The organism is Blastococcus aurantiacus (assembly GCF_900102425.1).
In the GTDB taxonomy this organism is placed as follows: domain Bacteria; phylum Actinomycetota; class Actinomycetes; order Mycobacteriales; family Geodermatophilaceae; genus Blastococcus; species Blastococcus aurantiacus.
On the sequence record NZ_FNBT01000009.1, the window covers coordinates 72,508 to 92,866 of the forward strand.

At 75.8% G+C, this 20,359-nt stretch carries 16 protein-coding genes; 5 read left to right on the top strand and 11 right to left on the bottom strand.

Annotated features, from left to right (window positions below; genetic code table 11):
- Window positions 1–9: 9 nt before the first annotated feature.
- The 6 genes from BLS70_RS17355 to BLS70_RS20560 all read right to left on the bottom strand — a co-directional run bounded on the left by BLS70_RS17355 (window position 10) and on the right by BLS70_RS20560 (window position 6,629).
- Entirely contained in the window at window positions 10–648 is a 639-nt protein-coding gene (locus tag BLS70_RS17355; protein WP_091770530.1) for a PilZ domain-containing protein, read from the bottom strand.
- A gap of 100 nt (window positions 649–748) precedes the next feature.
- On the bottom strand, window positions 749–1,480 hold the full coding sequence (locus BLS70_RS17360) for an NYN domain-containing protein (RefSeq protein ID WP_255362545.1): 732 nt from the start codon (window positions 1,478–1,480) through the stop codon (window positions 749–751).
- Window positions 1,481–1,596: 116 nt separating this feature from the next.
- Window positions 1,597–3,705 (bottom strand): putative bifunctional diguanylate cyclase/phosphodiesterase, encoded by a 2,109-nt coding sequence (locus tag BLS70_RS17365; protein ID WP_255362546.1) that lies wholly within the window; start codon window positions 3,703–3,705, stop codon window positions 1,597–1,599.
- Between the two features lie 125 nt (window positions 3,706–3,830).
- A complete protein-coding gene (locus BLS70_RS17370) occupies window positions 3,831–5,462 on the bottom strand; it encodes an acyl-CoA dehydrogenase family protein (protein WP_091770534.1) in 1,632 nt (543 codons plus the stop codon).
- Between the two features lie 60 nt (window positions 5,463–5,522).
- A complete protein-coding gene (locus tag BLS70_RS17375; protein ID WP_176946470.1) occupies window positions 5,523–5,912 on the bottom strand; it encodes an SRPBCC family protein in 390 nt (129 codons plus the stop codon).
- 333 nt (window positions 5,913–6,245) lie between these two features.
- A complete protein-coding gene (locus tag BLS70_RS20560; protein WP_143030443.1) occupies window positions 6,246–6,629 on the bottom strand; it encodes a hypothetical protein in 384 nt (127 codons plus the stop codon).
- Window positions 6,630–7,393: 764 nt separating this feature from the next.
- Here BLS70_RS20560 and BLS70_RS17385 point away from each other — a divergent pair.
- Both BLS70_RS17385 and BLS70_RS17390 read left to right on the top strand, forming a co-directional pair.
- Entirely contained in the window at window positions 7,394–8,590 is a 1,197-nt protein-coding gene (locus BLS70_RS17385) for a hypothetical protein (RefSeq protein ID WP_143030444.1), read from the top strand.
- A 130-nt stretch (window positions 8,591–8,720) separates the two neighbouring features.
- Window positions 8,721–9,578, top strand: a complete 858-nt coding sequence (locus BLS70_RS17390) for a class E sortase (RefSeq protein ID WP_255362547.1) — start codon at window positions 8,721–8,723, stop codon at window positions 9,576–9,578.
- Window positions 9,579–9,622: 44 nt separating this feature from the next.
- On the opposite strand, the gene BLS70_RS17395 is transcribed toward BLS70_RS17390, so the two are convergent.
- Window positions 9,623–10,906 (bottom strand): competence/damage-inducible protein A, encoded by a 1,284-nt coding sequence (locus BLS70_RS17395; RefSeq protein ID WP_091770540.1) that lies wholly within the window; start codon window positions 10,904–10,906, stop codon window positions 9,623–9,625.
- Between the two features lie 117 nt (window positions 10,907–11,023).
- Here BLS70_RS17395 and BLS70_RS17400 point away from each other — a divergent pair, with 117 nt between their 5' ends.
- Complete coding sequence (locus BLS70_RS17400) at window positions 11,024–11,776, top strand: hypothetical protein (protein ID WP_091770542.1); 753 nt, start codon at window positions 11,024–11,026, stop codon at window positions 11,774–11,776.
- A 19-nt stretch (window positions 11,777–11,795) separates the two neighbouring features.
- On the opposite strand, the gene BLS70_RS17405 is transcribed toward BLS70_RS17400, so the two are convergent.
- Complete coding sequence (locus tag BLS70_RS17405; protein WP_091770544.1) at window positions 11,796–13,289, bottom strand: protein kinase domain-containing protein; 1,494 nt, start codon at window positions 13,287–13,289, stop codon at window positions 11,796–11,798.
- Window positions 13,290–13,367: 78 nt separating this feature from the next.
- Window positions 13,368–14,996 (bottom strand): protein kinase domain-containing protein, encoded by a 1,629-nt coding sequence (locus BLS70_RS17410; RefSeq protein ID WP_255362548.1) that lies wholly within the window; start codon window positions 14,994–14,996, stop codon window positions 13,368–13,370.
- A 428-nt stretch (window positions 14,997–15,424) separates the two neighbouring features.
- On the opposite strand from BLS70_RS17410, the gene BLS70_RS17415 reads away from it, so the two are divergent.
- Complete coding sequence (locus BLS70_RS17415) at window positions 15,425–16,219, top strand: enoyl-CoA hydratase-related protein (RefSeq protein WP_091770546.1); 795 nt, start codon at window positions 15,425–15,427, stop codon at window positions 16,217–16,219.
- 129 nt (window positions 16,220–16,348) lie between these two features.
- The gene (locus BLS70_RS17420) at window positions 16,349–16,966 is read left to right on the top strand and encodes a hypothetical protein (protein WP_143030445.1); all 618 of its coding nucleotides are present in this window, start codon (window positions 16,349–16,351) and stop codon (window positions 16,964–16,966) included.
- Here the strand turns inward: BLS70_RS17420 and BLS70_RS17425 are convergent.
- Both BLS70_RS17425 and BLS70_RS21530 read right to left on the bottom strand, forming a co-directional pair.
- Window positions 16,931–18,454, bottom strand: coding sequence for a dynamin family protein (locus tag BLS70_RS17425; protein ID WP_091770550.1), 1,524 nt, complete (start codon window positions 18,452–18,454; stop codon window positions 16,931–16,933). The genes BLS70_RS17420 and BLS70_RS17425 overlap by 36 nt on opposite strands.
- A complete protein-coding gene (locus tag BLS70_RS21530) occupies window positions 18,451–20,343 on the bottom strand; it encodes a dynamin family protein (RefSeq protein ID WP_091770552.1) in 1,893 nt (630 codons plus the stop codon). Before BLS70_RS21530 ends, BLS70_RS17425 begins: the two co-directional genes overlap by 4 nt.
- Window positions 20,344–20,359: the final 16 nt, after the last annotated feature.

A 20,359-nucleotide genomic window follows, 5' to 3' on the forward strand; every position in this document is an offset into this window, starting at 1 on the left:
GGCCGGACGTCACTCCATGCTCTTGGCGCGCTCCTCGCGCAGCGCCTGGAACACCCGCCGGCGCACCCGGTCCTGGTCCTTCTCCTGGATGCCGACGAAACGGATCGACATCAGCCAGCGGGCGCCCCGCGCCTGGGCGCGGACGACCTCCGCCTTGGTGCGCAGCTCGCCGTCCTCGAGCATGACCGAGAGGTCCAGCGACGCCCCGGCCTCGGGCAGCACCCCGAAGCTCTCGAACTGGGCGCGGATCCCGTTCTCGCTGACGTCCACGCTCTCCCCGGCGAGCTCGACGGCGCCGTGGCCGGCCGTGACCGGGAGGACGACGCGACCGCGGACCGCCGTCCTGCGCTGGCTGTCCTCGGCGGGACCGGTGACCTTCAGCCGCCAGCGCACGATCGTGCCGGTCTCCACCTCGAGGACGTCGGCGGGCACTGCCCGACGGGTCTCGGCGGCCTTCCAGTAGATCTCGACGGCGTCGCCCGGGACGACGACCGACTGCCCGACGTAGTCACCGGCCGAGGGCCGGACCACGATGACGCCGTCCCCGACGAACTCGACCCGCGAGTTCACCGAGATGCCGCGTGCCGCGAGGGTGACGTCGGCGTCGGACTGCTCCTCGGGGTGGTCGACGCCAGGAACGCTCGTCATGCTGATCTCCGTTCTCGTCCGCGCACGCGCACGGAGCCGCGCCCGATCGGCCGGCGCCCGCGGTGGGGAACGGTATCCGCCGTTCCGCGCGCGCGTGCCCTCAGGTGCGGCGTGCCGTGTAGGAGCTGACGAAGTCCCGCAGGCTGCGCGTCGGGCGCAGCCAGGCGCCGTCGGCGGGCAGCGCGTCCAGCCGCACCCGGTCCAGCGGCTCGGTGAACGCGCCGGGCACGTCCTCGATGTCGATGAACTGGATGAGGTCGGAGCTGATCGCGTAGCCGGCCACCTCGCTGAAGGCGACGACGACCACCTGGGTGCCCTGGCGGGCCAGGTCCTCCAGCGGCTCGGCGAAGTTCCGGCCGTCACCGGAGAAGACCAGCAGCCGGCGCAGGTGGTGACTGTGCGCCCGGACCGCGATGTGGTCGAGCATGTCCTGGTCGATGTCGTCGTCGGGAGAGGTCTTGGGCCGGGCGAACACCGCGTACCCGAAGCCCCGCAGCGCTTCCACCCAGCGCTGCAGGGTGCCCGGCACCGGCGGGATGTTGGCGAAGACGCACGCCTCGACGTCGGGCGCGCTGCCGTCGCGCCCGGCGGCCGACGGATCGCCGGCGGCGGCCACGAACCAGGCCGCGATGGCGTCGAAGCGGGGCCGGGACGCCGCCGTGGGCCGGGCGCCGATGACCGTCGACAGGGTCATGTCGATGTTCGGGGCGTCCCAGATGAGCAGGTCCAGCGCAGGCCGCGGGCGGCTCTCGCCGGAGCCGGCGGCGTCGGCCGGCAGCGGATCCCGGACGTCGTCGTCGACCGGGGCGGAGGAGGGGGGACTGTCCAGCACGGGAGCAGTCTGCCCCGCCGGGCCCGGGTCCGCCGTCGGCGGTGCGGGTGGGGACGGCCGGAGGGCAGCCGGGGGTCCGGCCGGCGCCGTCGCCCGTCGGGTGATCCGACGGGCGCTCACGGAGCGGTGGTGACCGGGGTGCGGGCCGCGGCCAGCGCGCAGGCGTCGCCTCCCGCCTCCTGCACCCGGCGCAGCCAGCCCGGCAGCTCGTCCGCCGGCATGGGGTGCCCGAGCAGCCATCCCTGCACCATGTCGCAGCCGGCCTCGCGCACCATCCGCAGGTGGTCGACGGTCTCGACGCCCTCGGCGACCGAGCGGATGCCCAGCGTCCGGGTGAGCGCCACGATCGCGGCCAGGACGGCGCCGCCCTCGCCGCCGGTGACCTGCTCGGCGGCCACCAACAGCGACCGGTCGATCTTCAGCGTCCCGATGGGCAGCGAGAAAAGCTGGGCCAGCGACGACCAGCCGGTGCCGAAGTCGTCGATGGCGATGCGGACGCCGGCCCGGCGCAGCACGGTGAGCTGGTCCTCGGCGCGGGTCGGGTCCTCGGCGACGCTGGTCTCGGTCAGCTCCAGCACCAGCTGGTCGGGGGCCAGGCCCGACTCGCGCAGCGCCAGCCGCACGTCGCGGACCAGGGTCTCGGCCGAGAAGTGCCGGGCGCTGATGTTCACCGACATGCGCAGCGGCAGCCCCTCGGCAGCCCACGCGGCGGCGCGACGGGTGGTCTCGCGCAGCAGCCACCGGGTGATGGGGATGATCTGCCCCGTCTCCTCGGCGACGGAGAGGAAGGTGTCCGGGCCGAGGAGCCCGCGCTCGGGGTGCTGCCAGCGGACCAGCGCCTCGACGCCCTCCACCGCACCGGTGTCGAGGCGGACGACGGGCTGGTAGTAGACGACCAGCTGGTCGATCGCCTCGTCGCGGAGCCTCGTGGCGACCTCCAGCCGCCAGCGGGCGGCCTCCCGCAGCCCGGGCGAGAACAGCCGTACCCGGTCCCGGCCCATGCTCTTGGCCGCGAACATCGCCGCGTCGGCATCGCTGAGCAGCTGGTGCGGGTCCCGCGCCTCCGGCTGGGCGACCGCCACACCGACGCTGGCCGACAGCGGCACCGAGATGCCGGATGCCGGGAAGGGCCGGGTGAAGGTGCCCTGCAGGCGGAAGGCGAGGTCCGCGGCGTCCGAAACGTGGCACCCGCGCGCCAGCACGACGAACTGGTCGCTGCCCAGCCGGCCGACCGCGTCACCGGGGCGGAGTGCGCCGGCGAGCCGGTGGCCCACCTGGCGCAGCAACTGGTCGCCGATGCCGTGGCCCAGCGAGTCGTTGATGGTCTTGAACCCGTCCAGGTCCAGCACGATCAGGGCTGCGCCGGCACCGTCGTCGGACGGTCCGTCGGCGAGCGCCTCGGCGGTGAGGTCGAGCAGGGTGCCGCGGTTGGCCAGCCCGGTCAGGTCGTCGTGCCGCGCCCGCCAGGCCAGCGCCTGCTCGCTGCGCACCCGTTCGGTGATGTCCGTATGGGTCACCACGATCCGGCGCGACTGCTCGACCCGGGACGCCTGGAGGCGGAACCAGCCCGTCGTGGTGGGAGTCGACCGGGGGTACTCGTGCTCGAAGCCGGCCGCCGCCGATCCGGCCGGCGCCTCGAGCAGGCAGCCGATCCCGGCCTCGATCGTCTCGGCGTCGGCGGGCGCGAGCCCCGGCCGGATCGCGGCGAGGTAGTCGCTGCCGGGGACCCCGGCCGACTGGACGGGCTGCGTCCGGCCGGTGATCCACGCGCGGTTGGCGGTGAGGATGCGCCGGTCCTCGTCCAGGAGCACCGTCGCGGAGGGCAGCGCCTCCAGCACCGAGGTGAGCCGCCGCAGCTCCGCGTCGCGCTCCGCATCGGCCCGGTGCCGGGAGTCGACGTCCCGGAAGAACACCGAGATCCCGGGCGGATCGGCGAAGACCCGGATCTCGTACCAGCGGCCGTGCGGCTCGTAGAAGTAGTCGAACTCCCGGGCGCAGCCGTCGGCGAGCGTCTGCTGGTACCGCTCCGCGGCGAGGGTGTCCACCGCGGCCGGGAACAGGTCCCGGGCCCGGCGGCCCATCAGCTCGTCGACGCCGTGCCCCAGCAGCAGCTCGGCGGCGGCGTTCACGTACGTGAAGCGGCCCTCGAGATCGAGCCGGAAGACGGCGTCGGGCGCGGCGGCCAGGTCCGGTCGGACCGGTCGCGCCCCGTCGTCTGAAGCCACGCTCCCCGCTCTCCGTCCCCCTGGCCCCAGGACCCCTGTGTGCACGGATCCCGGCGCCGGACCGTCCCCGCCCTCCTGGGTGGGGCCCGCGCTCCGGCCTACCGAGACTACTGCCTGCGGGGCCCTCAGCCGGGGGCCTCGATCGACGAGCGCCTGACCAGCGACGCGACGTCCGTGGAGGCCGGGAGGGTGCCCAGCACGGCACCCCAGTCGCCTCCCAGACGGGAGGCGCAGAAGGCGTCCGCGACCGGCGCCGGCGCGTGCCGGAGGAGGAGCGAGCCCTGCAGGCACAGCGCCAGGAGCCCGGCGATCCGGCGCGCCCGAAGCGGCAGCCGGTCGGGGTCGCCGAGCTCGGCGGAGAGGCGCTTGACGGCGTCGTCGAACCGGGCGTCCACGCCGCGCGCCAGCTCGAGCTCCGCGGTGACGGCGGCCAGCGACTCCGACGAACGCCCCAGGGCGCGCAGGACGTCCAGCGCGATGACGTTGCCCGAGCCCTCCCAGATCGAGTTCAGCGGCGACTGGCGGTAGAGCCGCGGGAGACCCGAGTCCTCGACGTAGCCGTTGCCGCCCAGCACCTCCATCGCCTCGGCCACGACGCCCGGCGTCCGCTTGCACACCCAGAACTTCGCCGCCGCCCCCGCGAGCCGCAGGAACGCCGTCTCCCCCGCGTCCACGGCCGCGGCCAGCCGGACGGCCAGCGCCGTGGCGGCCTCGCTCTCGACGGCGAGGTCGGCGAGCACGTTCTGCATGAGCGGCTGGTCGGCCAGCAGCGCCCCGAAGGCCGATCGGTGCCGCGCGTGGTGGCCGGCCTGGGTGAGGGCTGCGCGCACCGTCGCCGCCGAGCCCAGGACGCAGTCCAGGCGGGTCATGTTGACCATCTCGATGATGGCCGGCACGCCACGTCCGGGCTCGCCGACGAGCCAGCCGGTCGTGCCGTCGAACTCCACCTCGCTGGAGGCGTTCGACCGGTCGCCGAGCTTGTCCTTCAGACGTTGCACGTGGAACACGTTGCGCGTCCCGTCGGGCAGCACCCGCGGGACGAGGAAGCACGACACCCCCTCGTCGAGCACCGCGAGGACGAGGAACAGGTCGCTCATCGGCGCCGAGGTGAACCACTTGTGGCCGGTCAGCCGGTAGGTGCCGTCGAGCTGGGGGACGGCGCGCGTGGTGTTGGCCCGGACGTCCGAGCCGCCCTGCTTCTCGGTCATGCCCATGCCGGCGATCAGGCCCCGCTTGCCGGTGGGCTCGGCCAGCCCGAACTGGTAGGCCGCCGCGGTGAGCCCCGGCTCGAAGCGTGCCGCCAGCTCCGGCGTCCGGCGCAGGGCCGGGACGACGGCGTAGGTCATGGTCGTGGGGCAGCCGTGCCCCATCTCGACCTGCGTCCAGCCGAGGTAGCCGACCGCCCGCCGCACGTGCGCGTGCGCGTCCCCCGCGGCCGAGGCGCGCCAGGGCACCCCGGCGAGGCCGTGCTCCACGGCGGTCCGCATGAGCTCGTGCCAGGCGGGGTGGAACTCCACCTCGTCGATCCGGTGGCCGTAGCGGTCGTGGGTGCGCAGCCGGGGCGGGTTCTCGTTGGCCAGACGGCCCCACTCCTGGGCCTGCTCGCTGCCGGCCAGCCGGCCCAGCCCGGCGAGGGAGTCCAGCGTCGCCCGGTCGGCGTGCCGGACGCAGGCCTCGGCCAGCGCGGCGTCGCCCGCGATCGGGTCGTGGCCGGCCAGCGGCGGCACCTGGTTGGTGACCTCGTGGGTGGCGGGCATGACGGCACGGTAATCCAGCCGGGCGCGATCGCGGCCCCCGTTGCGCCCGCCAGGAGCGGGTCAGGCGCGCACGAGGCGCCCCAGGGCCAGGAGGGCGGCGGGGGCGTAGGCCAGGACGAGCGGAGCCGGTCCGGAGAGCCGCAGCCCGGTCGTCGTCCCGCCCCCGGGACCCTCGGCGACCCAGTGCAGCAGCCGCACGCCCAGCGGCCCGACCGCCACCCGCCACGACCACCGCCGGGCGGCCTCGTCGACGTCCTCGATGGTGAAGGGCACGGCCAGCCCGAAGGGGCCGAGGACACGCCCGGAGAGGCCCGGGGCCAGCCGGTGCGCCGGGAGCTCCACGCCGGTGATCTGCGGCGACCACCCCGGCCACCGGGCGGGGACGGCGTACCGCTCCCAGACCTCGGCGGGTGGAGCGGTGCCGGTCGCGTGCAGGGTCAGCGTGGTCACGGCCCGGAGGTGCCCCGCCCGGGCGCGCTGGACACGCGTCGTCGTCACCCCGCCCGGAGGTCGAGGTCTCGCCGCGCACGGCACCGCGGCGGCCGCACGGGACCGGCGAGGACATTCGGACGTGACCGTGCGTATTCACCCGATCGTGTGTGACTCAAGACACACCGATGACCGAGATTCGCCGGGCCGAGCGGACTGGCCGCGAGACGGACCAGTTCCTAACGTCCGCCGCGTGACGGACCGCCCAGGAGTCGACGACGGGCGCGTGCTGCCCGCTGCCGGGCGTCCCTGGCTCCGCCGCACGCTGGCCGCCGGGCTCCTCGGCGCCGGGCTCTACGCCGGGCTGGCCGTGGCCGCCGACACCGCACGCGCCGAAGAATCCGTCCCGAGCGCGCCGGCGGAGCAGACGGCCCCGCCCGCGGACGCGACGGACGAGCAGGCCGGGACCGACGCGGCTCCGGGCACCACCGACCGGGACGAGTCGTCCGCCGAGACGGCCAGCACGGTGTCGACGACCAGCACGGTGTCGACGACGAGCACGAGCACCCGGGACGACAGTTCCGCGACGACGACCGACAGCGCGACGCCGTCCAGCACCACGACGACCACGACCACCACCACGACGACCACGACCACGACCGAGGGCGCCACGGTGACGGTCTCGACCGTCTCGGAGGCCACCACGGGAACGACGCCCGCGGTGGCCGCGACACCCACCGCCGGCGCCTCGTCGTGCGGAGCGTCCGCCGCGGAGGACGCAGGCGCCGGACCCGCCGTCGACACCGGCGAGAACTGTCCCCCTGCGTCCCCGGGGCCCGCTCCGGCTGCCACGCCCGCGCCGACCCCGGTCGCGGATCCCGCCGCGGCCCCCGCCACCGCGGCCGCCGCCGATGTCGAGACGTCGGCCGCGGCCCCCTCGTCCCGCACCGCGGTGGCGGTCCGTCAGGTCGCCGCTGCGGCTCCGGCTCCCGCCCCACAGGTGCTGGTGGATGCGGGCCAGTACCCCTCCCAGCCCACCCACCCGGTCGCTCCCCTCCCGCTCCCGGCTCCGGCCCCCGCCGCTCCGGCGGCGTCCGGTGCGCCCACGGGATGCGCAACGAACGGCGCCGGTCAGGGCGGCTCCGCAGGGGGCGGTTCGCACACCTCCGTCGTGCTCCCGGCCACGCATGTCGATCTCGTCCTGGCCCTCAGCGCCGGACGCAGCGCCCCTCTCGAGGGCTCCATCGGCGGCCCGGTCGCCGACCGCGGTACCCGACCCGACTGAGCTCCGGCCACCCGGATCCGCACCCGTCCCGGTGTGCCACGGGGGGCACATCACGACCCGGTGCGGTCGCCTTGAGCCTCGTCTCCTGCTCCGCCATCCGTTCCACGTCGCGGTTCGTCCACCGCGCATCTCCCACGCGCCCATCCATGGCCCTGCGGCGCGCAGCACTCCACTCCGCACCACTCCCACACCACACGACACGAAGGACATCCACGTCATGAATCGCTCCGTGCGCAACGGACTCGCCATCGCAGGTATGGCCGGAGGAATGCTCTTCCTCGGCCAGGCAGTGGCCAGCGCCGACACCGGCGCCGAAGGCAACGCAGCCATCGTCTCGGACACGACCAGCGCCCAGGACACCAGTGGCTCCGGCAGCGGCAGCACCGGTGGCTCGGCTGAGTCCACCAGCGACAACAGCAACACCGTCGTCGTCACCAACGAGGAGAACAACACCGCCACCGGCGGGAACACCGACGCCAGCGGCGGCAACAACAACGCCGGCATCGCCACCCTCGGCAACAGCGGCTCGGTCGACGCCAGCTCCTCCACCTCCGGCGAGGGTGACGACAGCGACAGCAACACCGACGTGGAGGGCTCGATCGTCGTCAACAGCGGCGGCAACTCCATCGACCAGCACGCCAACGGCGGAACGGTCCGCGACTCCGGCAACGCCGGCGTCTCGCCCTCCTCCGGCGGCGGTGGCGCCTCGGGCACCGCGGTGATCGACTCCACCACCACCAGCTCCTCCACCGTCGAGACCGACGACGACGAGGACGGCGGCTCCACCTCTGGCTCGAGCACCTCGGACAGCACCAACACCAACGTCGTCGACGTCTCCAACGAGGAGAACAACACCGCCACCGGCGGGGACACCGACGCCAGCGGCGGCACGAACAACGCCGGCATCATCACCGGCGGCAACAGCGGTGACCTCACCTGCATCGCCAACGCCGGCGAGAACACCACCACGATCAACATCGACTGCTACATCATCGTCAACAGCGGTGGGAACTCGATCGACCAGCACGCCAACGGCGGCACCGTCGAGAACTCGGGCAACGCCTCGGTCGGCAACAACAACGGCGGGAACGGCCACAACAACGGCGGCAACAACGGCGGCAACAACGGCGGCACGGACGGCGAGAAGCCGGCCGGCCACAAGCCCGTTCACGTCGTGCACCCGGTCGCCCAGCACCACAAGCCGGCCCACGCCGTCCACGTCGCCTCCACGAAGGTGGCCGTTCCGGCCGCCCACCGGTCCGCGGCGATGAACACCTCCGCACAGCCCAAGGGCCAGCTCGCCTACACCGGTGCCGAGACCTCGGTCCCGCTCACCCTGGGCCTGATCGCCCTCGGCGCGGGTGGCGCGCTCACCCTCGCCGGCCGTCGCCGCACCGCAACCGCGGCGGTCTGATCCACCGGCCCGCCGCCGGAACCACCCACGGCGGCGGGCCGGGCACCACCTTCGGACGTCGCCCGCACGGAGACCTTCCGAACGGGCGGCGTCCGCTCCATCGAGGGCCATCGGCAGACGGGAGTGCGTGGTGAGCGACGAAGCCGAGCTCGACGCGCCGCCGCGGGAGACCCGCGTGCGGGCACCTCGTCGACGGGGCGACCTGGTGCGCACTGTCAGCCGCGGCATCGGCCAGACGCTGATGACCTTCGGGCTGGTCGCCCTGCTCTTCGTCGTCTACGAACTGTGGGCGACGGACCTCCTCGCCGCCCGTGCACAGGACCAGCTCACCCAGCAGATCGAGGAACAGTGGGCGGACGAACCACCCACCACTGTGCCGCCCGCCGACGCACCCACCGTGGTGGCACCGGAGAGCGCGCCCGCTCCCGCCCCAGGCCCCGCGGCGGAGTCGGTCCGGGTGGACGTCGGAGAGCCGTTCGCAGTGCTCCACGTCCCGGCGCTCGGGAACGACTACTCACGCGTCATCGTGGAGGGGACGGCACAGGACCAGCTCGACCAGGGGCCGGGGCACTACATCGACACCGCGATGCCGGGGCAGCAGGGGAACTTCGCGGTGGCCGGTCACCGGGTCGGCCGTGGCTCACCCTTCGTGGATCTGGACCGGCTGCGTCCCGGGGATGCCATCGTGGTCGAGACCGGGAGCGACTGGTTCACCTACCGGGTGCTCGGCGACCAGGCCACCGGGGACTTCGGCAGCGACCCGAGCGGGATCCCGGGGCAGCAGATCGTCAGCCCGGGCGACGTCGACGTGATCGCGCCGACACCGGGTGGACCGACGACGGCCGCGCCGTCGGACGCCTACCTCACGCTGACCACCTGCCATCCGAAGTACTCCGCCGAGCAGCGGCTCGTCGTGCACGCACGGTTGGACGGGGCACCCCTCAGCAAGGCGGCCGCCCCTGGCGGGCCGCCCGCGCTCGACTCCTGACCCGGTCCGTCCGGCTGACCGCCCACGGAGGTCCGGCCGGCCCGTCACGCCGGTGGACCGCCCAGAAGCAGCTCGCGCAGCAGGTGCAGCGCCATCGTGACGGATCGTTCCCGCACGGCCGTCCGGGAGCCGCGCAGCCGCAGGGCGCGGGCGACCCGGCCGTCCGGCCCGACGACGCACACGTGCACGGTCCCGACCGGCTTGTCCGCCGTGCCCCCATCGGGCCCGGCGACGCCGGTGATGCCCACCCCGACGTCGGCGCCGAACCGGGCCCGCGCGCCGTCGGCCATGGCGGCGGCGACCTCGGCGCTGACCGCCCCGTGCCCGGCGAGGAGGTCGGCCGGGACGTCGAGCAGCGCCTCCTTGGCGCTGTTCGCGTAGGCGGTGATCCCGCCCAGGAGGTGGGCGGAGGATCCGGGGCGGGCGCTCAGCCGGCCGGCGAGCAGCCCACCGGTGCAGGACTCGGCGGTGGCGATCGTGAGGCCCCGGCCGGACAGGGCGTCGGCCACGATGGCGTCCAGGTCGGGCCCGGTGGAGAAGACGGTGTCCCCGTGCCGCTCGGTGAGCACCTCGACCAGCCGGTCGTAGGCCGGCTGGGCGTCCGGGGCGTACCGGGTGACGATCTCGAGCTCGCCCTCGCGCAGGCAGGTGGTGATCTCCAGACCGCCCAGCTCGGGCTCGGCGTCGCGGAGCGTGGCGGCCAGCTGCGCCTCGAGCGTGCCCCACATGCGCACCGTGGCCTGGCGCAGCTCCGGGGCGCCGGTCAGCAGCGCGGCCACCGGTCCGCTGGCCACCGCGGCCGGCCACATGCCGCGCAGCTCCCCCGGCGGCCCGGGCAGCACCAGCACGACCGGCCCCGGCCGGCCCTCCGCGGGCGGGACGACCAGCCCGGGCGCGGTGCCCACCGGGTCCAGCACGGTGGCGCCGTCGGGGACCCGGGCCTGCTTGCGCACCCCGGCCGCGGTGGACTCCGCGTCGGCCCGCCAGCCCCGCATCGCCATGAGCCGCTCGACGACGGCGGCGATCCGCTGCTCCAGCGCCTCATCGACCGACGAGGGGCGCCCCTGGTACCCGCCGACGACGTCGGCGGTGAGGTCGTCGGCCGTGGGGCCCAGGCCGCCCGTGGTGACGACGAGCGGCACGCCGGTGCCGGCGAGGAAGGCCAGGGCGGCATGCAGGTCGTCGGGGCGGTCGCCGACGACCACGACGTGGCCGACGTCGACGCCCAGCTCGCGCAGCCGCTCCGCGAGCCAGGGCCCGTTGGCGTCGGCGACGCGCCCGGTGAGGACTTCGGTACCGGTGACGACGATGCCGGCGCGGATGCTCACCCGCCCGACCCTAGGACGGCGGCTGCCGGTGCGCCCGGCCCGCCCGGAGCACTCGCCCGGATACGGTGCTGGGACGGACCGGCCGCACGGCCGGCCGAACGCTGCGAGGGAGGGCCCGTGAGTTCCCCGACCGACCCTCAGCCGCCCGACGACGCCCAGCCGCCGGCCGAGCCCGCGGCTACCGCGCCACCGCGCACGCAGGAGATCCCGGTCGTCGCACCGGCGGCGCCCGCACCGCAGCTGCCGCCGCACCCTGCGGCCACCAGCCCGGCGCCCGTGCCGACGGTGCAGGCGACCGGACCGGTGGGCTTCGTCCCGGGTCTGCCCGGGGCTCCCCCGCATCCTGGAGCGACCGCTGCTGGAGCGACCGCCGTCGGGCCGGCGGCAGCGCCGCCCGCGTCCACGCCCCCGCCGCAGGAGCCGGGTCCCGCGGCGGGGTGGCCCGACTCGCTGGTGACCGGGCCGGTCCCGATGCTCGAGGACGCCGCCGAGCCGCCGGCCCGGCGGACGCCCGACCGGTCGTCCCTGGTCGTCCTGGGGCTGGTGCTGGCCTCCCTCGTCCTGCTGGAGGTGGGCCTGGCGCTGCGGTTCGGCGGGGAGTCGTTCTGGTCGGACATCCCGCTGTGGTCCGCCTTCGCCACCGCCTGCACCGCGCTGGGCCTCGCCGCCTCCGCCTCGCTGCTGCCCGGCGGCCGGCGGATCGGCGCGGGAACCGCCTGGCGCATCGCCGCTGGCGGGCTGGTCGGGCTCGCCGTCTTCTGGGTCCTCGTGGTGCTGCCCGTCGTCGCCACCGACCGCGGCTTCCTGCTCACCGCTGCTCTGGCGTGCCTGGGTGGCGCCCTCTGGACCGGTCCGGGCCGCCGGAGCTGATCGGGGAGCCGCCGGACGGTCAGCCCCTGCCGCGGCCGGCGTTCCCCTGGGCGGCACCGTTCCCGTTGCCGTTCCCCTTGCCGCGGGCGTTGCCGTTCCCGCCCGCCGGCGCCGGTGGTGGCTCGGCAGCCGGCCGGCCGGTCACTGGGGCCTCGGCCGGCGGAGCGGTGCCGGGTGCGCCCGCGGCCGGAGCGCCCGGGGGCACCACGACCGGTGCGGGCGACGCCGGTGCCGGCGCCTCCGAGGTCACGTCGGAGACCTCCGGACCGCCCGCAGCGGGAGCCTCCGGCCGGCCCGTGGCGTAGGTGACCCGGACGAGCGTCCCGCGTTCCAGCGCACCCGTGGGGCCCAGAGCGGTGACGGCGCCGGCCGCCCCGTCCGCGGTGTCGTCCGCGACCCGCTCGACCCGCAGGCCCAGCCGGCCGAGCTCGGCCTCCACCTCGCTGACCGGTCGTCCCAGGTGGTCGGCCGCGACCAGCAGGACGGTATCGGCGGTGTCGGCCCCCGCCGCCGGAGCCGGAGGGGCGTCGAGGGCCATCTGCAGCGCGCCGACGCCGAGGCCCGCACCGACGAGGAGCGCGGCCAGCGGGGCCAGCACGCGCGTGCGGCGACGCCCCCGGCCGGCTATCGGCCCGGTGGGCAGCGGGCTGGTGTCCGGCGCCGGCGGGGACAGCCGCCGGCCGGCGAGCACGTCGTCGATCGCGTCCCGGAAGGCCGCACCGTCCGGCAGCCGTCGCGCCGGGTCCCTGACCGTGGCGCGCCGGATCAGCACCCGCACCTGCTCCGGGACGTCGTCGGGCAGCGGGTCGGGCGTGTCCCGGAGGTGACTCAGGGCGATCTGCACGGAGTTCTCGCCGTCGAACGCACGCCGCCCGGCCAGGCACTCGTAGCCGACCAGCCCGAGGGCGTAGACGTCGCTCGCCGCTCGGGCCCGGTGCCCCTCGGCCTGCTCCGGTGAGATGTAGTGCGCGGTGCCCACGACCTGGCCCGTCTGGGTCAGGGGCAGGCTCGAGGCCGACACGGCGATGCCGAAGTCGGTCAGCTTCACCGAGCCGTCGGCGGCCACGAGGACATTGCCCGGCTTCACGTCGCGGTGGACGAGCCCGGCAGCGTGCGCCGCGGCCAGGGCGTCGGCGGCCTGCCGCAGGATCGCCAGGGTGCGTGACGCCGGCAGCCGCCCCTCGCGCGCGAGCAGGTCGGCCAGGGACTCCCCCTCGACCAGCTCCATGACCAGGAAGGCCAGCCGCTCCCCGGTGAGCGCGTCGTCGAGCTCGCCGTAGTCGAACAGCGCGGCGATGTGCCGGTGGACGACGAGCGCGGCGTGCTGGGCCTCGGCCCGGAAGCGGGCGATGAAGGTCGGGTCGCCGGTGAACTCGCTCCGGAGCACCTTCACCGCGACCGGCCGGGACAGCACCGTGTCGCGGGCGCGCCAGACCTGCCCCTGCCCGCCCGTGGCCAGCAGGGTGTCCAGCTCGTAGCGGCCGCCGAGCAGCCGCCGTCCGGGCTCCGCCACCGGCCTCACCTCGCGTTCCGTGCTCGTCCTACCCGGCCGGGGCCGTCGGCGCGACCGCCGTCCTCCGTACGAGGGACCTCAGGTCTGGCTGGGACCGGTCGAGGGGGTCGTCGGCGTCGTGGGCGTCGAGGACCCCGTCGTCGTGGGCGTCGAGGTCTCCGTCGGTGTGGGGGTCGAGGTCTCCGTCGGGGTCGTCGGCTCCGTCGGCTCCGTGGGGGTCACCGTGGGCAGCGGCTCCCCGGTGGGCTCCGTCGGCGTCGCGCTGGGCTGCCCTGCCTGGAGCGTGGGCTCCGACGACACGGGCGCCTCGGCCGCGTCCCCGCCCGCGGGGACGTCGGACTCCGGGGCGGCGTCGGTGACGCGGGCCTCCCGCGGACCTCCGCCGCCCGTGCTCTCCGGAGTCCGCGGCAGCGGTACGGCGTAGCGGACGACGACGACGTCGCCGGCACGCAGCTGCCGGCCGGTCGGCGAGATGCCGGTGACCTGGTCCGCCGGGACGGCTGCGGACGGCTCCGCCTTCAGCTCGACGACCAGTCCCAGCGCGGTGAGCTCCTCGGCGACCTCGTCGACCGGGCGGCCGACGTGGTCCCCGGCCCTGAGCAGCACGCTCGCGCTGTCCCGCTGCTCGGCCGCCACCGCCGTGGACGCGGGCGGGCTGTCGGAGATCGTCTGCAGCACCCCGGCCGCGATGCCCGCGCCGGCCAGCAGGGCCACCAGCGGCAGCACGGCCGTCGCCAACCGGCGACCGCGCCGCGGGGCGGGCGGGCCGAGCACGGTCGTCCCGGTCGTCGGCCCTGCGCCGTCGCCGGACGGGAGGGGCAGCGCGTCGACCTGCTGGGTCGGGGGCGCCGGCACCTCCGCCGGCTCGCGCCCGGCCAGGACGTCGTCGATGGCGGCGCCGAAGGCCGCGCCGTCGGGGATCCGTGCCGCGGGGTTCTTGACCAGCGCGCGGGAGATGAGCGTGCGGACGCCGGGCGGCAGCGCGCCGGGCAGGGGCTCGGGCTCCTGCTGGACCTGCTTGAGCGCGATGGTGACCGCGTTGTCGCCCTCGAAGGCGGGGTGGCCGGTCAGGCACTCGTAGCCGATGAGGCCGAGCGCGTAGACGTCGCTGGCCGGCGTGGCCAGCCGGCCCTCGGCCTGCTCGGGCGAGAGGTACTGCGGGGTGCCGATCACCTGGCCGGTGCGGGTGAGGGCGACGCTGCGGGCCGACCAGGCGATGCCGAAGTCGGTGATCTTCACGCTGCCGTCGTCCCGCACCAGGATGTTGCCGGGTTTGACGTCCCGGTGCACCAGGCCCATCCGGTGGGCCTCGGCGAGGGCGAAGGCGGTCTGCTGGAGCAGGCGCAGCGTGGTGTCGGGGTCCAGGGCGCCCTCGCGGGCCAGCAGGGCCGACAGCGGCTCGCCCTCGACGAGCTCCATCACCAGGTAGGCCAGCGTCTCGCCCGTGCCGTCCTGGGCGGTCTCCTCGCCGTAGTCGAAGACGGCGGCGACGTGGGGGTGGCTCAGGGACGCCGCGTGCTGCGCCTCGGCGCGGAAACGGGCGAGGAAGCTCGGGTCGCCGGTGTACTCGCTGCGCAGTACCTTCACCGCCACCGACCGGTGCAGGGCGATGTCCGTCGCGCGCCAGACCTGGCCCATGCCGCCGGCGGCGATCATCTGGTGGAGCTCGTACCGGTCGCCCAGGCACCGTCGTCCTGGTTCGACCACGGGGGCCACTCCTCGTCAACGTCCGGTTGATGCACCGGGGACCGGTGCGACCGCTCCCCGCCCCCCACGGTGTCCAGACCCGGCCGGGTCTACACATGCGAGGGCCGGATCCCATGGTCGCCCGCGGGCCGGCCCCTGCCCTCGGCCGGCGGACGTGACGCCCGCGACCATCCCGGCGCGCCCGGCGCGGCGGCTGCTCAGCGTGTGTGCGTCGTCGCCCGGATCCCCGGCGGGCGGGGCGGACACCGCCGCTGACGTGCCGTACCGGAGCCCCGCCGGACGGCCGCAGTGCAGGCGCACCCCGGACGCGGTCGATCCGTCGTGCGCCACCCTCCGGCCGGCACCGTGACCTGGACCACCGGCGTGGCAGGGTGGGCCCACGGGGGCGGTCCGGCGCCCGGACCACAGCGCGCGAGAGGCGGACGACGATGGCCGAGACCGTGACCAGGGAGGACTCCGGCGGCGTCGCCACGCTGACCATGCTGCGGCCCGGTCTGTCCTCTGCCTCCCGCCAGGAGCTGCTCGGGTACGTCCGCGACATCGCCGCCGACGAGTCGGTGCGGGCGGTGCTGCTGACCGGCACCGGGCGTGCCTTCTGCGTGGGCCAGGACCTGCACGAGTCCCGCGCGCGCCGGGAGGCGCCGGCAGGGCCACCGGAGGAGCCCGACCAGCCCCTCGCGGTGCTCGTCGACGAGTACAACCCGCTGGTCCTGGCGCTCTCCCGGCTGCCGGTGCCGCTCGTGGTGGGCATCAACGGCGCGTGCGCCGGCGCCGGCATGGGGCTGGCGCTCACCGGCGACCTGCGGGTGGCGGCGGCCGGCGCGAAGTTCACCACGGCGTTCGCGGGGGTGGGCCTGTCCAGCGACTCGGCGGTGGCCTCGCGGCTGGTGCACTGCGTGGGTGGTGCCCGCGCCACCGAGCTGCTGCTGCTGCCCGAGCCCTTCCTGGCCGAGACGGCGGCGCACTGGGGCCTGGTGCACCGCGTGGTGCCGGCCGAGGAGGTCCGGGCGGAGGCGTACGCCCTGGCCGCCCGGCTCGCGTCGGGTCCGACGGTGGCCTACCGCGCGATCAAGACCGTCCTGGCCACGGCGGCGACGGACTCCCTCGAGGAGACCCTGGACCTCGAGGCGCGGCTGCAGCAGGTGGCCGGGCGCACCGCCGACCACCGCGAGGCGGTGGCGGCCTTCCTGGAGAAGCGACCCGCGCAGTTCACCGGTCACTGACCGCAAGAGGCCAGAACCGGTAAGTGATCGACACGGGCCGCGACATCCCGCGTTTCCCTCGCGGACGGTCTCGGGGCCGTGCGAGGGTGCCACCCTGCGAGGACGTCGAGCCCGACGGAGGTGGAGCCCGTGGCCGACCCGGAGGCCGACCGGGCCCGCTCGTCGCCGCCGTCCGAGGGCGTCGTCCGGCCGCGGGTGCCCAAGCAGCCCCTCCCTGCACCCACCGCCGGCCCCCCACCGCGGCCGCAGGTGACCAGCCGGCTCGCACCGCCGGCGCGGACGCCGGTGGCCCCCCGCCCCTGGTCGTTGCGGCTCTCGGCCGCCGGCTGGGTCCTGGCCGCGGTCGCCGGGGGCGCCGGCGTGCTGGGGGCCCTCGCCGACCGCGAGGCGCTGCGGGCGAAGCTCACCGCCGAGGCGACCGAGGCGGACCCGGATCTCCCGGCGGACGCGATCGCGGACGGGGTGGCCGCGACGACAGGGCTCGTGCTCGGGTCCGTCACGGTCCTGAGCGTGGCCCTGCTCGTCTGGACGGCCCTGGTGCTCCGCCGGCGGGCGTGGGCACGGTGGCCGTTGCTCGGCACCGGTCTGCTCGTCCTGGTGGCCGACGACGTCGCGCAGAGCGTCGTCTCCGGCGGGGCCGAGCTGGACCGCAGCGCCCTGGTCGTGCAGGCGGGGCTGGTCGTGGCGGCGCTGGTGGCGCTGTTCTGGCCGTCATCCCGCCAGTGGCTGCGTCCCGGCCGCGGCTGAGGGCACCGCGTCGGCTGGAGGTACCGCGTCGGCTGGAGATCCGGCGTCGAGTTCGGCGAGCACCGACTCCAGCGACCGCACGACCGCCGCCACCGCGTCCCGCACGGTGCGCGGGGCCAGCGGGTCCGCCGCGTGCGCCTGCCAGCGGTCGAGCGTCTCGCCCGCGCGGGTCCGCAGCGCGTCGGGCGTGCTGTCGCCGGCCGGCATCCCCAGGCGCGCTGCCGGGCTGCCACCGTCCGCACCGAGCAGCCGGGCTCCCTCCGCCCGGAGCTCTTCGGGCAGCCGGCTCACGGCGCCGCCCGGATGGCAGGCGGAGAGCTCCACGACGTGCCGGGCCAGGCGCAGGCGTTCCAGCTCCGCCCACAGCTGCCCGTCGTCGTCGGCCGGCGCCGTCCGCAGCGCCCACTCCACCGCGGCCAGCGCGGAGCCCTCCTGCAGCTGGGCGCCGCGCGCAGTGAAGTCCACCGTGATCCGGCGGTGCAGCTCCTCGAGGCCGCTGCGCCGCACCAGCTCGTCCGCCAGGGCCTGCGCGCTGTCGATCCCCGCCCGTACGAGGACGATGCAGAGCCGGACCCCGAAGAGCCCGAAGCGCTCCACCAGCGTCCGGCGTACCGCCTGCGCCACCCCGCCCGGGACGTCCGGGCGGCCGAACCGGTCCGCGGTCAGCAGCAGCGGCTGCAGGTCCGCAGGGGGCGTGCCGGCCAGGCTCCGCAGGGCGACGAAGTCACCGTGCCGCAGCGTCCGCCCGGCCAGGCCCAGCAGGCCGGTGACCGGGAGGACCGTGGGGGCGACCTCGGCCAGGGCCGGGTCCGCGGCCCACCGCCCGGCGACCTCGGCGGCGCGCTGCAACGCGTCGAGGCTCCCCGAGCCGATCTCGTCCGCCCGCGACAGGACGGTGATCGTGGTGGCGCGCGACCCCGTCCGCTCCTGGAAGGCGCGCAGCACCTCGATGTCCTCCGCCTGCAGCCGGCGGGTCAGGAAGACGACGGCGTCGGCGCCCGGCTGTGCGTCGCCGGGTTCCAGGAACCCCTTCGTGCGCGCGCTGAGATCCGTGGACAGGGAGGCGATGCCCGGGGTGTCCACGAGCGTGGCCTCGGCCAGCCCCGCCGTCGGCCAGTCGACGCGCAGGTGGTCCACGTCGGCGGGGTCCAGACCCGCGAGGTCGAGCCGCAACCCTCCGGCGACCCGGTGGACGGGGAGGTGCCGCTCCCCGTCCGCGGTGTGCGCGGCGACGCGGGGCCACTGCCCGTGGCGGTAGACGGTGACCAGGCGGGTGCACTCGCCCGCGTCGGTCGGGGCGATGCGGACACCCACGAGCGCGTTGAGCAGGGTGGACTTGCCGGCCTTCACCCGGCCGGCCAGGGCGATGCGCACGGGTGAGTCGAGCCTCGCCCGGTGGTCGGCCAGCCGGGCGGCGACCTGCGGGTACCCACGGCGGGCGTCCAGGGTGGCCGCCAGCAGGTCGCACACGGCCGGGTTCCCGGTCATCGGGGCGGTCCGCCGGCCGCGGTGAGCGGGCGGGTGGCGCCGGGTGGTGCGGACGACGCGCGGGCCGGTGCCGGGGACGTCGGTGCCGGCGACGTCGGGGCCGGTCGGCGCGCCTCGGCGGCCAGCGCGTCGATGCGCTCGAGCCGCTGGCGCAGCGTCCGCAGGCGGGCGGCGTGCTCGCCGGCCGCCTCCTTGGTCGTCCGCTGGGCCACCCGCACGGCGTCGGTCAGCGACTGCGTCATCTCCTCGACGGTGTCGCCGAGGAGGTCCCGCAGCGTCCGCTGGACCACGCGCAGCCGGTCCTTGAGGTGCTTGCCCACCTGGAAGACGACCTCGTCCACGTGCCGCCGGACGACCGACTTCGCCTCCGCCTGCCGGCGCTGGAGGCGCTGCGCCTTGTCGTCGTTGTAGGCCTTGCGCCCGAGCAGCACGCCGGCCGCGAGGGAGATCGGGTTGATCAGGGCCATGCCGGCGAGGCTCGTGGCCAGCCCGGTCATGAGCACGCCGGTGTAGGAGCCGCGTACGCCGATGAGGAACCGCTCCCGCAGCCGCAGGTAGCCGTCGTCGATCTCCGGCAGGTCGACGACGGCGGCCAGCACGTCGGTCGCCTCGCCGATGGCCAGCTCCGGCAGCGCCGCCCCGCCGTCGCGGGCGAACTGCTCGACCACCTGGTCGGCCAGGTACCGGGAGCGCTGCTCGGCCCACACGAAGCTGTCGGCGACGGCTATCTCGATGCGCTGCTGCAGCCAGCTGCTGAACTCGGGCCAGAGCGCGCCCGGATCGTCCGCGTCGATGGCCTCCTCGGCCTCCCGGGTGACGACGCGGGACCGGTCGCGCAGGTCGTAGTCGATGTCGGCCATCAGGTCGGTCACGCCGTCGCCCAGGATCTGCTGCCACCTGGAGGAGCGACGACGCAGCTGGTCCACCGACGCCCGCGCCGACTCCAGGTCCTGGACCAGCGCGTCCTGCGATGCGGGGTCCTCCAGGCCGGCGAGCTCGGTGCGCGTGGCCAGCCGCAGGTGCTGGGTGACCGTGGCGACGTCGTGCGCCAGCGAGCGCCGGGCCAGGGCCTCCGCGCGGGCGACGACCTGCTCGCGCAGGTGCTGGACGAGTGCCCCCAGCCCCGACTCCTCGCGCAGCTCGGCGTCCCCCTGCTGGGCGGCCAGGAGCGCGAGGGCGGAGGACACGGGGAACACCGGCGCCTCGACTCCGCGGTCGGCCAGGTGCCGCCGGTCGAGCTCGGCCACGGTCCGCCACCCCGGCGCGACGTCGGTCTTGGTGATCGCGAGGAGGACGGTGGGGCACAGCGCGGCGGCCTGCTCCAGGAACGCCATCTCCGGCGCGGTGAACTCCTGCGTCGCGTCGGTGACGACCAGGACGGCGTCGGCCCCGGGCACGAGGTCCAGCGCGGACAGCGAGGGGACGGCGCCGATGCCGCCCGGACCCGGGGTGTCGACCAGCTCGAGCCCGCCGTCGAGCACCCGCCGGGGCAGGGTGACCTCGATGCGCAGCGGCCGGTGCTCGTCGTCGGGGTCCGGCGGCCGGGAGGCCAGGGAGGACAGCGGCACCCGTTCCCGTCGGACAGCCTCTCCCGTGCCCGGCGCGCCGTCGACGGCGTGGACCAGCTCCGCTCGTGGCTCGGTGCCGCCCGCGACCACGGTGGGGACGACCGTGGTGACGTCCTCGCCCACCGCGCACACCGGCGCGCCCACCAGGCCGTTGACCAGCGAGCTCTTGCCCTTCTTCGGCTCGCCGACCACGAGGACCCGCACGCTCGGGCGCTCCACCCGCCGGCGCACCTCGTCCAGCCGGCGCTGCAGGTCCGGCCGGTCGCACTCCGCGGCCAGCGCGGCGGCGCGGTCGATCAGCTCGGTCTTCGGCACGGCCATGTGCCCTCCTCGGGAG